Origin of the sequence: Jeotgalibaca ciconiae, from assembly GCF_003955755.1 — a bacterium.
Classification (GTDB): domain Bacteria; phylum Bacillota; class Bacilli; order Lactobacillales; family Aerococcaceae; genus Jeotgalibaca; species Jeotgalibaca ciconiae.
On the sequence record NZ_CP034465.1, the window covers coordinates 1,516,427 to 1,527,942 of the forward strand.

General features: G+C 37.4%; 16 protein-coding genes. 15 read left to right on the forward strand and 1 reads right to left on the reverse strand.

Annotated features, from left to right (window positions below):
- On the forward strand, positions 1-1,755 hold the full coding sequence (locus EJN90_RS07195) for an ABC transporter ATP-binding protein (RefSeq protein WP_174919275.1): 1,755 nt from the start codon (positions 1-3) through the stop codon (positions 1,753-1,755).
- A 46-nt stretch (positions 1,756-1,801) separates the two neighbouring features.
- Here the strand turns inward: EJN90_RS07195 and EJN90_RS07200 are convergent, their stop codons facing one another.
- Positions 1,802-2,278 (reverse strand): GNAT family N-acetyltransferase, encoded by a 477-nt coding sequence (locus tag EJN90_RS07200; protein WP_126109841.1) that lies wholly within the window; start codon positions 2,276-2,278, stop codon positions 1,802-1,804.
- A 167-nt stretch (positions 2,279-2,445) separates the two neighbouring features.
- Between EJN90_RS07200 and EJN90_RS07205 the strand changes: the two genes are divergently transcribed.
- From EJN90_RS07205 to EJN90_RS07270, 14 genes are all read left to right on the forward strand, one after another.
- A complete protein-coding gene (locus EJN90_RS07205; protein WP_126109843.1) occupies positions 2,446-3,435 on the forward strand; it encodes a diaminopimelate dehydrogenase in 990 nt (329 codons plus the stop codon).
- Positions 3,436-3,776: 341 nt separating this feature from the next.
- On the forward strand, positions 3,777-4,559 hold the full coding sequence (locus EJN90_RS07210; protein ID WP_126109845.1) for an ABC transporter permease subunit: 783 nt from the start codon (positions 3,777-3,779) through the stop codon (positions 4,557-4,559).
- A 23-nt stretch (positions 4,560-4,582) separates the two neighbouring features.
- Positions 4,583-5,278 (forward strand): ABC transporter ATP-binding protein, encoded by a 696-nt coding sequence (locus EJN90_RS07215; protein WP_126109847.1) that lies wholly within the window; start codon positions 4,583-4,585, stop codon positions 5,276-5,278.
- A 3-nt stretch (positions 5,279-5,281) separates the two neighbouring features.
- Positions 5,282-6,289: an aliphatic sulfonate ABC transporter substrate-binding protein gene (locus EJN90_RS07220; protein ID WP_126109849.1), complete on the forward strand. Its 1,008-nt coding sequence runs from the start codon at positions 5,282-5,284 to the stop codon at positions 6,287-6,289.
- Between the two features lie 16 nt (positions 6,290-6,305).
- A complete protein-coding gene (locus EJN90_RS07225; protein WP_126109852.1) occupies positions 6,306-6,809 on the forward strand; it encodes a thioredoxin domain-containing protein in 504 nt (167 codons plus the stop codon).
- Positions 6,810-6,940: 131 nt separating this feature from the next.
- Positions 6,941-7,363 carry a cupin domain-containing protein gene (locus EJN90_RS07230; RefSeq protein ID WP_126109854.1) on the forward strand — a complete coding sequence of 141 codons (423 nt, stop codon included), beginning with the start codon at positions 6,941-6,943 and terminating at the stop codon, positions 7,361-7,363.
- 230 nt (positions 7,364-7,593) lie between these two features.
- Positions 7,594-8,097 (forward strand): DNA topology modulation protein, encoded by a 504-nt coding sequence (locus EJN90_RS07235; RefSeq protein ID WP_126109856.1) that lies wholly within the window; start codon positions 7,594-7,596, stop codon positions 8,095-8,097.
- Positions 8,098-8,121: 24 nt separating this feature from the next.
- Positions 8,122-8,610: an SRPBCC domain-containing protein gene (locus tag EJN90_RS07240; RefSeq protein WP_126109858.1), complete on the forward strand. Its 489-nt coding sequence runs from the start codon at positions 8,122-8,124 to the stop codon at positions 8,608-8,610.
- 12 nt (positions 8,611-8,622) lie between these two features.
- The gene (locus EJN90_RS07245) at positions 8,623-9,375 is read left to right on the forward strand and encodes an NAD-dependent protein deacylase (protein WP_126109860.1); all 753 of its coding nucleotides are present in this window, start codon (positions 8,623-8,625) and stop codon (positions 9,373-9,375) included.
- A gap of 3 nt (positions 9,376-9,378) precedes the next feature.
- Positions 9,379-9,756: a VOC family protein gene (locus EJN90_RS07250; protein ID WP_126109862.1), complete on the forward strand. Its 378-nt coding sequence runs from the start codon at positions 9,379-9,381 to the stop codon at positions 9,754-9,756.
- Positions 9,757-9,794: 38 nt separating this feature from the next.
- Positions 9,795-10,235: a VOC family protein gene (locus EJN90_RS07255; protein WP_126109864.1), complete on the forward strand. Its 441-nt coding sequence runs from the start codon at positions 9,795-9,797 to the stop codon at positions 10,233-10,235.
- 40 nt (positions 10,236-10,275) lie between these two features.
- Positions 10,276-10,614, forward strand: coding sequence for a hypothetical protein (locus EJN90_RS07260; protein WP_126109866.1), 339 nt, complete (start codon positions 10,276-10,278; stop codon positions 10,612-10,614).
- A gap of 10 nt (positions 10,615-10,624) precedes the next feature.
- Positions 10,625-11,068, forward strand: coding sequence for an ASCH domain-containing protein (locus EJN90_RS07265; protein WP_126109868.1), 444 nt, complete (start codon positions 10,625-10,627; stop codon positions 11,066-11,068).
- Positions 11,069-11,083: 15 nt separating this feature from the next.
- A complete protein-coding gene (locus EJN90_RS07270) occupies positions 11,084-11,515 on the forward strand; it encodes an N-acetyltransferase (RefSeq protein WP_126109870.1) in 432 nt (143 codons plus the stop codon).
- Position 11,516 lies beyond the last annotated feature (1 nt).

The window sequence follows — 11,516 nt, forward strand, 5'->3', positions numbered from 1 at the left end:
ATGAAAAAATTATCTTCCAAGGGATTTCGTTATTTCTGGCCTTACTTACTAGCCTATCCAAAAGAATTAATTGCGGCTAGTTTATTTGGTATTGTGAGCGGTGCGGCAGTTGTGTTAATGACTTATTATATTGGTGTCTCAGTGGATTTATTAATGGGAGTTGACCAAGTTAATTTTACAGGTCTGTTTCGTGTGTTGGCTTTGTTTGCTGGAATCCTCCTTATGACAGTGGTCAGCCAGTGGGTTATTCAAATTTTGGGAAATCGGATTGCTTATCGATCCGTTGCGGAGCTTAGAAAAAATACCTTTAAACACTTGAATCGTCTTCCACTACGGTACTATGACCAAACGGCGCATGGAGATGTCGTAAGTCGTTTTACGAATGACATGGATAATGTTTCTGTTGCGATTTCCGCTGTGTTTATCCAATTATTTTCAGGTGTTTCAACCTTGCTATTAGCCTTGATTTTTATGTTGTATTTAAGTCCGTGGTTAACATTGGTTGTACTGGTTGCTACGCCGATTATTTTCACGGTAATGTGGTTAGTAGCAAGAGCATCTCAGCATAACTTCAGCAGTCAACAAAAAATAACGGGAGAATTATCTGGTTTTATCAATGAACGGATTCGAAATCAAAAAATTGTGAAAGCTTTTCAGCAAGAAGATGTTTCTCAAGAAAAATTTGAAGAGATCAATCAGCGTTTATATGTTGATGGGCAAAAAGCACAATTTTCATCTTCTCTAACAAATCCTCTTTCAAGAGTAGTTGATCACCTCGCTTATATTGCAGTGGGGTTAGTAGGTGGCGTGTTAGCGTTAAATGGAAATTACGGTGTAACGATTGGTGTTATTTCGAGTTTCACTATTTATTCAAGTCAATTTACCAAACCATTTATTGAAATTTCTGGCATTACCACACAGATTCAGCTAGCTTTGGCGGGTTTGGATCGTGCCTATGAAATTATCCAACAACCTATTGAAGAACCCGATGAACCCAATGCACGTGTGCTGACTGAAGCAAGAGGAGCTGTCTCTTTCCAAGAGGTTGATTTTGCTTATCGAGAAGGACAAACATTGATTACTGACTTTAATCTAGAAGTAAAACCAGGAGAGACCATTGCGATCGTTGGAAAAACAGGAGCAGGAAAATCAACACTAATTAATTTACTGATGCGTTTTTACGATGTGAACGCTGGAAGTATTTTGATTGATGGTACGGATATTCGCCACATTCGCCGTGATAGTTTACGGAAAAGTTTCGGAATGGTTTTACAAGAAACATGGTTATTTGAGGGATCACTGCGTGCCAATCTACGATATGGGCGTAAAGATGCAACTGATGAAGAAATTTATGATGCATTGAAAAAGACCTATATGTATGAATATGTATCGCGTCTGCCTGAAGGCTTGGATACTCGCATAGGCGATAGCGGAATCAAAATATCAGATGGGCAACGTCAATTATTAACGATTGCGCGCACAATGATATCGAATCCTGATATGTTGATTTTAGATGAAGCGACAAGTTCAGTAGATACGTTGACAGAACAAAAAATTCAATCAGCTTTCTTGCAAATGATGACAGGACGTACGAGCTTTGTGATCGCTCATCGGCTTTCAACTATTCGAAATGCTGATAAAATATTAGTATTAGATCAAGGAAATATTTTAGAAATCGGTAGCCATGAAGAGTTATTGGCACAAGATGGCTATTACAAGAAACTTTACAAAGCACAATTTGCGGCAGAGAGTTAAAGTAAAAACAGGACTGGGATTCATTTCCAGTCCTGTTTTTTATGGATTAGCTCAATACTTTCAAGAACCAAGCATCCATTGCTGAATGTTCTGAACCCTCTAAGGGTATATCTAATAGGCGAAAGCCATGTTTCTCATATAGCCGACAAGCTGTTTCTAGTTCGTGCAAGGTCTCTAAGTAACAGCTTCGATAATGCGTGGATGCAAAAAATAATGCTGTCTCCATAAGTTTATTTGATAAACCCTGTCCTTGAACGTCTGGAATTAAATAGAGTTTTTGTAGTTCACAAATGCCACTTTCTGCAATAAATGGAGCAACTCCCACTCCGCCTACAATCATTCCATCTATTATCGCTACCCAATAATTTGCATTCGTTAACTTCGCATAGTAATCATGAAGATTGCTCAGTTGGGGGTCGAAATAAGCTGTCCCTGGAAGATTCAGACCACGAGATTTCAGAGATTCTTGAATAATTTGTTTTACTCGTGCGTTGTCTTCTTTTTTTATTTCACGTATAAGCATGGAATTATCTCCTTATAAAATTGTTATATCCAGTTTATCGAATTGTTTGGTCAAAGCAAGGATAATATTTCTCTATAGCAATAAAATAAATTTTTATTGCTAAGTTATAATTTAATTGGTAAAATTATATTTTAATGAGAAAGAGAATAAAGATGAGGGGGATACAAATGACGAATCGAATAGAACATCCAATCAGAATAGGTATCGTCGGATATGGCAATTTAGGAAAAGGCGTTGAAACAGGATTAACTCTTCATCCAGATATGGAATTGATTGGAGTATTTACGAGAAGAAATCCAGAGGATGTACCAAGTAAATCACCTGTTTATCGTATGACCGATTTGGAACAAATGAAAGATCGGATTGACGTATTGGTTCTCTGTGGCGGATCAGCTACTGATATTCCAGAACAAGCACCAGAATTGCAGAAAGATTTCACTACTGTGAATGCTTATGATAATCATGCAGAAATTCCTGCGCATTTCGATATTATTAATGAAGTTGCTCTACAAAACAACAATGTAGGAGTCATAGCAACTGGCTGGGATCCAGGTTTATTTTCGTTAAATCGTTTAGTAGCGGAAGCCGTATTGCCAAAAGGAGATACTTATACTTTCTGGGGCAGCGGTGTTAGCCAAGGACATAGTGATGCGATTAGACGGATTGAAGGCGTTAAGTTGGGTACGCAATACACAATCCCAAATGAAACATTGATAGAAGATATTAAAGAGGGTAAAGAAGTTGCTTATACAAAAACTTCTTCACACAAACGCGTTTGTTATGTCGTAGCAGAAACAGATGCGGATCAAGCTGCCATTGTTGAAAGTATTAAAACAATGAAAGACTATTTTGTCGGATATGAAACGGAAGTTCACTTCATTGATGAAGATGAATATGAGAAAAATCACACAGGCATGCCGCATGGGGGGCGCGTGATTCGTCGTGGTTATACGGATGAAGAGACAATGGCGGTATATGAATTTGGTTTAGAGTTGGGAAGCAATCCGCAGTTCACTGCCGCAGTATCCATTGCGTATGCAAGAGCAGCGCATCGTTTGTATCAAGAAGGGAATTATGGCGCAAAAACAGTATTTGATATTGCCCCAGCTTATTTATCCCCGAAAACAGGAGCAGAATTACGTAAAGAATTATTATAGAAATAATAGAAATGAGCATCTATTTTAGGTGCTTTTTTTATGCTCATCTATATATTTTTCTTATCTCTTCCCATAAAAACTACCTATGTAAGCGTTTGTTTAAGCGGTCGGAGATTTGAAGTCAATAAAGAACAACTATATTAAAAATGTCGTCACAAAAGGTTTTAAAAGAGATAATACATCTTTATATTGATATTGTTAAAGGTGGAGATGATACTTCAATAATTTATTTCATAAAAAAACGCACGTTTACATAAAGTAAGGGAATGGCTATAATAAATTAAATTTTAAAGAGGAAATAATGAGGCTTTTATGATAGTTTCGATGGAGCAGGTGGAGAGTTGAATAAAAATAAAAAATGGTATCACAATCGTTTTGTCCCCTGGATAGTACCGATTTTAATTATTGTACTTTGGCAGGTATTGGGACATTACAATATAATTTCTTCTACAATTTTGCCTACACCACTGGCAGTAGTAGAAGCAGGTATTCGTTTGTTCAAGGCTGGAAATTTGCAAGCGAACGTATTAATTAGTACACAACGAGCTTTAATTGGATTTTTAATTGGTGGAGGTATTGGCTTTATTCTTGGATTGCTCAGTGGTACAATTTCAGTTTTTGAAAAAACTATTGATTCAAGCATTCAAATGGTTCGCACCATTCCTCATTTAGCCTTAATTCCATTAGTTATTTTATGGTTTGGTATTGGGGAAAGTGCAAAGATTTTTTTAGTCGCTCTAGGAGTCATGTTTCCCATTTATATTAATACCTTCAATGGTATTAAAAATGTTGATCATAAATTAATCGAGATGGGTAGTGTGTACGGTCTTTCAAAGTGGGAATTATTTCATGATATTGTTCTGCCGGGTGCATTACCTTCTATATTGGTAGGCATTCGTTATGCTTTGGGTGTTATGTGGACGTCTCTGATTGTAGCTGAAACGATTGGAGCAGATTCGGGAATTGGCTTTATGGCTACAAGTGCTCGAGAATTCATGCAGATGGATATTGTGGTTCTAACAATTGTCTTATATGCGATTCTGGGCAAGTTATCTGATTATATAGCAAAATTATTTGAAAGACGTCTATTAAGATGGAATCCAGCATTTGTAGATAAGGAATAGTAGTTTATGAAGAGGTGACTTGATTGTTTGGAATTGACTTAAAAAATATAGAGAAAAATTATGGCAAAAACAATGTGTTACATGATATTAACTTGTCCATTGAAGCGGGCAGCTTCACCGTCATAGTGGGAAGAAGCGGCAGTGGGAAAAGTACTCTTTTACGAATGGTTGCTTTACTAGAAGATGCTTCAAGTGGGATTGTGGAATTTTTAAATGCAGGAGAGTCAAATCCTAAAATCCGGATCATGTTTCAGGATGATCGTCTTCTTCCTTGGAAAAATGTCATTAGCAACGTGCAATTGGGGTCAACTGATAGAGTAATTGCACAAAAGTCTTTAGAAAATGTTGGCTTGAGCGAAAAGAAACAAAGTTTACCAGATGAATTGTCGGGTGGACAAAAACAACGTGTATCGTTGGCGCGGGCACTTGCGACCAATCCAGATATTTTGCTTTTTGATGAACCGTTAGGAGCCTTGGATGCTTTAACAAGAATTGAAATGCAGAACTTGATAGAAGAGTTATGGCTGCAACAAAAATTCACATCACTTTTGGTTACCCATGATGTAGCGGAAGCAGTGCGGTTAGCTGATCGAGTAATTGTAATTGACCAAGGAATGATTCAGTTAGACGAAAAAATAAATCTTCCACGACCTCGTGAGAGGGATGAAAAATTTACAAAATATGAAAAGAAAATATTAGAGCAAATATTAGGAGGATGAACGATGAAAAAAACTTTTTTGTCATTATTGACGATTATATCTACGTTAACACTTGCAGCATGTGGAAATGAATCGAGTGGAGCTGTAAATGAGACAAGTACAGGAAATAATGATGCTGCTTCAGAAATTGTGAGAATTGGTTATCAAAAAGGAAACACCATCAACATTTTGAAAGAAAAGGGGAATCTGGAGGAAGCGCTAAATGAAGCTGGGTACTCTGTTGAGTGGAAAGTGTTTCCGACCGGAACTGTTTTGTTAGAAGCACTGAACACGAATAACATTGATTTTGGCCATGCATCAGACGGAAATGCTGTTTTTATGCAAGCGGGTGGACATGATCTCCATTATATTGCTTCAGAAGCACCTTATCCGGAAGGGGTTGCCCTAGTTACAAAAGAAGAATCAGATATTGAAACAGTAGCAGATTTTAGAGGGAAGACGATCGGTGTAACAAAAGGTGGGAATCAGCACTATTTGTTACTGGTTGCATTAGAACAAGAAGGTATTTCCTTAGATGAAGTGGAAATCAAATTTTATAAAGATGCGGCAGAAGGGTTAGCTGCATTTACTAAAGGAGAATTTGATGTTTATGGGAGCTGGGATCCTTACTTAGCGATTGTAGAAGATAAGGTGGCAACACGTACTATTGTAAATGGAACTGATTTGACAGAGAACCGGACATTTTATTTTGCAACAGAGAAATTTTTGGCTGAGGGATCGGAAGCGACAGCCGTTATCTTGGAAGAATTACAAAATGCTGACCAGTGGGCAAATGACAATAAGGATGAAGTTGCAGATATCCTAGCAGCAGAGTTGGGGTTAGAAGTTGCACCTCTTCAAGAAGCAAACAATCGCCGTACGTTTGGTGTAGAAAAAATCGACGAAGAAATCGTTGCTAGCCAACAACAATTAGCAGATACGTTCTACCAAGCAGAATTACTGGAAACTGAGATCAGTATCCAGGATGCAGTATCGATAGACGAAGCAATTATTCCAAGCAATATAGACTAGAAAGAGCAGGTGGAAAATGGTAGAACATGCATTTTTGAGTTATGGAGATAAAAATGCTCCTGTAAAGGTAGAAGTATTTTTAAATCTTGCTTGTCCATACTGCGCTACTTTTTTTGAAGCAGCAGATCAAATACTACCAGCTTTTATTGAAAAAGGGCAAGTACAATATCTAATTAAGCACTATGACAAACCACGAGAAATGCTTTTATATGGTACTCTGGTCAATTTATTTTTTGATTATCAAAAGCCGGATAAAGTTTATGGAATCATGAAAGACCTTTTTAAAAACCAAAAACAATGGAGTGAGTCTGATAGCAATTCAATTAAAAAGTTATTAACGGAAAAATATGACTTGGAAGAGGAACCCGACACCATTGAATTAAGTTTAAAAATTACTGAAGAGGCAATAAAGCGGAAAGTAAAAATGGTTCCAACTGTTTTTATTAATAATAGCGAGTTCCAATTTCCGGTTGAAATTGATGCAGAAAACCTACAAGCTGAGATTGAAAAACGAGTTTAGAACATAGAACAGCCAGAGTTGTTGACAACAATAACTCTGGCTGTTCTATGTCTGTAATCAACGTTGAATTTCATTTTGTGTCCGTTTTCATATATAATAAATATGAAGGCAAAGCTTAAGGAGGAATAATAATGACTGAAGTACAAAAAGATTATGGAAAGCAACCTTATGTGACGAATCTAGAAGACTTAGTAATCAAAAATGACTCCTATCGGACGGTTATTTGGACAGGTAATCATTTGCAGGGAATCGTAATGTCGATTGCGGAGAATGATGAAGCTGGCGTTGAAGTCCATAAAAACATTGATCAGTTTATTCGAATAGAAGAGGGGCAAGGCGTTTGTCGAATGGGTCCGAATAAAGATGAATTTGATTTTGAAAGAGCAATAACAAAAGATGATGCAATCTTTATTCCTGGAAATATGTGGCATAACATTATCAACACAGGAGGCAAGCCGCTAAAGTTGTATACGATTTACTCCGTTCCTGAATACGCAGAAGGAACCATTCATCAAACAAAAGAAGAAGCGTCGAAAAATCGACTATCGGAATAAGTTCAGCCAAAAGGGGCCGGGAAAAAACTCCCAGCCCCTCTAGTATTAACGAATAATAGTGGCGTAAACGTGCTCAAAAAGGCAGATCCGACATCCACTTCACGAATAATGCGCGGATGGTCTTCGTTCATCCTGTGCTTATTCGTTCCAGTGATTCGGATCTAAACGTCTTTTTTCCCACTCTCTTTTTGGTTGATTAAGACAAATTGCTTGCAACAGGAGAAAAAAGAATGAATAAAATTATGATTATTGGTTCCGGTGGAGCTGGAAAGTCTACGCTAGCGAGACAGATTAGCGAGAAGCTGAATATTCCAGTCCATCATTTGGATGTTTATCTTTGGAAGCCAAATTGGGTTATGACGACTCGAGAAGAACAAATCAAGATCCAAAACGAATTGGTTCAAAATGAAGCTTGGATTATTGATGGAAATTATGATGGAACGATGGAAATACGGCTGCAAGAAGCGGATACAATCATTTTTCTTGATGTGCCACGCCAGATTTGTCTCTATCGAGCTTTTAAAAGAATGATAAAGTATCGGGACGGGTCAAGACCGGATATGCAAGAAGGAAATAAAGAAAAATTCGACTTTGTTTTTTATAGATGGATTTGGAATTTTCCAAAGAAAAAAAGACCGGCACTTCTGCAGCGATTAAATCAGTTAGCAGTAGAAAAAGAAGTATTGGTTCTTCATACTTCTAAAGAGGTGGATCAATTCCTAACTGAACTGTAGGTATATTATAATAGGAGAGGTAAAATGGATAAGTATAGAATCGATAATGAACGAACAGATACTGCTGTCAGAGTCATTTCTGTGGAGCCTAAAAAAATCTACCAAGCTCTTTTGGAACCGAAACAATTAATTACTTGGTTGCCGCCAAAGGGGATGAGTGGACAGGTTGATTTTTTTGAACCTTGGGAAAATGGGAGGTTTCAAATTACCCTCTTTTATCTTGATTCGAGTGACGTTATATCAGCAAAAACGTCAGAAGGGACCGATGTGTTGCGTGGAACGTTTATTGAGTTGATTCGTAATCAGCGAATTATTCAAGATTTGACATTTTTATCAGAAGATCCTATTTTTGAAGGAACGATGAGGATGACGTGGTATTTGGATGCTGTTCCCAAAGGTACAAAGGTTACTGTCGAATGTACCAATGTACCGGAAGGAATCGATCCGGGAGACCACGAGAAAGGTTTGGCCTCCACATTAGAAAATCTCGCAGAAATGATAGAAGAAAAATAGGAAGGTGATTACGTGCAAGACCAAGTGAAACAAGTTGCAGAAATGGTACAAAAAGCCCATCGAATTGTTGCTTTTACAGGCGCTGGAATCAGCACGGAAAGCGGAATACCAGATTTTAGATCCTCGGGCGGTTTGTTTGATCAATTGACCGGCAGACGTTTTACCGGCGAGGAAGCGCTGAGTGTTCCTTTTTTTGAACAGCACCCAGAGCTGTTTTTTGAAAACTACCGTAATACATTGGATTTTCCCGAAGCTAAGCCAAACAGTGGGCATTTATTTTTCAAAAGGATAGAAGACATGGGAAAGAAAGTGACGATTGTTACACAAAACATCGACAATTTACATGAAGCTGCTGGGAATTCGACCGTGTGGACTGTTCATGGAAATGCTACTCAATGGAAAACGGTTCGAACGAATCAAGTTGTATCTAACAACGAATTATGTTGGGATGAAAATGGGCTTGCAGTAGACAGTAAAGGTGAATCCCTTCGTCCGAATATTGTTCTTTATGGAGATCAACTGGATCAGCAAGTGATGATGGAATCGGCTCGAGCAGTCAGTAAAGCAGATTTATTGTTTGTCATCGGGACAAGTCTGAATGTCGTTCCTGCTTCTTATCTAATTGATGATTTTAGGGGTGAAAATGCCGTCCTTATTAATCAAACGGAAGTTGCTGATATGAGTCGGTTTAATCTGTTTATTCAAGAGAAAAGTGGTCAGTTTCTAGAAAAAGTATGGAAAAGACTATCGAACGAAGAGGTGTAAAAAATGATCAACCAATTAGGACAAGTGATGTTGTATGTTAACGATGTAGAAAAGATAAAAAGCTTTTGGATTGAAAAAGTTGGTTTTGTTGTTACCAAAGAACTTCATGATACAAATGTTCATTCAATCGAGATTGCCCCTAATTTTACAGCACAAACTCGTTTTGTATTGTTTGACAGAAATGTTATTGAAGAAACTGAACCGGAGCTGAATTTTGAAACACCTTCTTTGATGTTTTATACCAATGATATAGACGAACTGTATCAAAAATTCCAAGATGCGGGAATTACCGTAGGAGAAAAAGTAGATATACAATTAGGTACTGTTTTTAATTTTGCTGATACGGAAAATAATTATTTTGCAGTGATGGAAAGGAAGTAATGGACGGACAAGCAAGAAAAAAGCAAGGAGGAGAATGCATGAATCGTTTAAATTTAATCACATTAGGTGTCAAGAATATGAGTAAATCATTGCACTTCTATCGTGATGGTTTGGGATTTGAAGTAGTCGTTCACGGAGATGAAACAAATCCAGATGTTGTATTTTTCAATAATGCGGGTACCAAGATTTCTTTGTTTCCAATCGAAGAGCTGGCAAAAGATATTAACGCAGAAAATCCACCGTCTTTAGCAGAAGGATTCAATGGAATTGCTCTTGCTTATAATGGAAAATCAAAAGAAGAAGTAGATGAAATAATGATGAGAGCTGAAAAAGCGGGAGCTATAATCGCAAAAACGCCTCAGAAAGTTTTTTGGGGAGGCTATTGTGGTTATTTTCAAGATCCAAATGGGATATACTGGGAAGTAGCATATGGTGAAGATTGGGAATTCGATGAAAATGATATGTTGATAGTTGAATGAAATCTTTCCATAACAAAGATATTGAAGTAGGTGAATATGGATGAAATGGAAGATTCATACATCTTGTGGTAATTCGCCCAAAACGAAGATGATTGTCGATTGGGTGGTCGCGTACGGAAATGCTGAGGACTGCTCAGATTTCTTGACTGATGAAACAAAAATGATTATCCAATCAAAAACCTTCCCTCTTGTTGAAGGGTTATTACCAAAAGACATAGAAGAAATCCGGATAGAAACTGCTTTTATTCATGGTCGACAAGGTGCCATTCGAGGTCAAGTAATCACAAAGCAGACGAAGTATGATGTAGCTTTATTTTTAGAATTTTCATTAGGAAAGCAGCCGAAATTAAAGAAAGTGCATGGAATCTATATGAACTAGGAGAAAATCAATGAATGCAAAAGAAATGTGGTCAAAATTTATCGTTCAAAGCCCTCAACACGAAAAGGAAGTTTATACTGCGTGGCAATATGGCGCAGCAGTTGATAAGTTAGCACAGTTAACTTTGGAAGGGGTAAAAACAGCAACTTCATCTAATCATCGTCTCTATGAGATTGAAAATGAACCACTTCCCTATGTTGGGGAGTTCAGTATCATTTTAAATTCTAAAGATGAAGCAGTTTGTATTATTCAAACTAAAACAGTAGCTATTTATTCTTTTCAAGATGTACCGGAAGAGATTGCCTATAAAGAAGGGGAAGGGAATCGAACCTTAGCATACTGGCGAGAGGTCCATGAAGAATTTTTTTCCAATGAATTTACGGTCTACGGCCTATCTTTTTCTGAAAAAATGCTTGTAGTATGTGAAGAGTTTGAAAAAGTATATCCAATTTAGAAGGGAAATAACAGAATGAAGATAAGGAAGGCCAAAGAAGCTGAGCTTGACCGTTTAATAGAAATCTGGTTAGAGAGCTCCTTTCAAGCACATGATTTTATTGATCAAGAATATTGGGAAGAGAACCGTGAAGTGATGCGGAATCTATATTTACCATTATCGGAAAACTTTGTAGTGATAGAAGGTACGATCAAAGGTTTTCTTTCGATGATGGGAAAGGAAATAGCAGCGCTTTTTATCCTGCCAAGTGAACAGGGAATTGGTTTCGGAAAAGCGTTAATGCAATATGCTCAGGAAAAAAATAATGAAATCTATTTGAATGTATACGCTCAAAACGAAAGAGCAAAAGCATTCTATCAGTCTCAAGATTTTCAAATTGTTGAAAAGTCATTGGATGCAGCAACTAATGAAATTGAATATCGCATGCATTGGGAAAGTGGGCGTTAAA

Bases quoted from the DNA above. Each gene is read 5' to 3' on its own strand.
- EJN90_RS07195 (WP_174919275.1), top strand. From the start codon at position 1: ATGAAAAAATTATCTTCCAAGGGATTTCGTTATTTCTGGCCTTACTTA.
- EJN90_RS07200 (WP_126109841.1), bottom strand. From the start codon at position 2,278: ATGCTTATACGTGAAATAAAAAAAGAAGACAACGCACGAGTAAAACAA.
- EJN90_RS07205 (WP_126109843.1), top strand. From the start codon at position 2,446: ATGACGAATCGAATAGAACATCCAATCAGAATAGGTATCGTCGGATAT.
- EJN90_RS07220 (WP_126109849.1), top strand. From the start codon at position 5,282: ATGAAAAAAACTTTTTTGTCATTATTGACGATTATATCTACGTTAACA.
- EJN90_RS07225 (WP_126109852.1), top strand. From the start codon at position 6,306: ATGGTAGAACATGCATTTTTGAGTTATGGAGATAAAAATGCTCCTGTA.
- EJN90_RS07230 (WP_126109854.1), top strand. From the start codon at position 6,941: ATGACTGAAGTACAAAAAGATTATGGAAAGCAACCTTATGTGACGAAT.
- EJN90_RS07235 (WP_126109856.1), top strand. From the start codon at position 7,594: ATGAATAAAATTATGATTATTGGTTCCGGTGGAGCTGGAAAGTCTACG.
- EJN90_RS07240 (WP_126109858.1), top strand. From the start codon at position 8,122: ATGGATAAGTATAGAATCGATAATGAACGAACAGATACTGCTGTCAGA.
- EJN90_RS07250 (WP_126109862.1), top strand. From the start codon at position 9,379: ATGATCAACCAATTAGGACAAGTGATGTTGTATGTTAACGATGTAGAA.
- EJN90_RS07255 (WP_126109864.1), top strand. From the start codon at position 9,795: ATGAATCGTTTAAATTTAATCACATTAGGTGTCAAGAATATGAGTAAA.
- EJN90_RS07260 (WP_126109866.1), top strand. From the start codon at position 10,276: ATGAAATGGAAGATTCATACATCTTGTGGTAATTCGCCCAAAACGAAG.
- EJN90_RS07265 (WP_126109868.1), top strand. From the start codon at position 10,625: ATGAATGCAAAAGAAATGTGGTCAAAATTTATCGTTCAAAGCCCTCAA.
- EJN90_RS07270 (WP_126109870.1), top strand. From the start codon at position 11,084: ATGAAGATAAGGAAGGCCAAAGAAGCTGAGCTTGACCGTTTAATAGAA.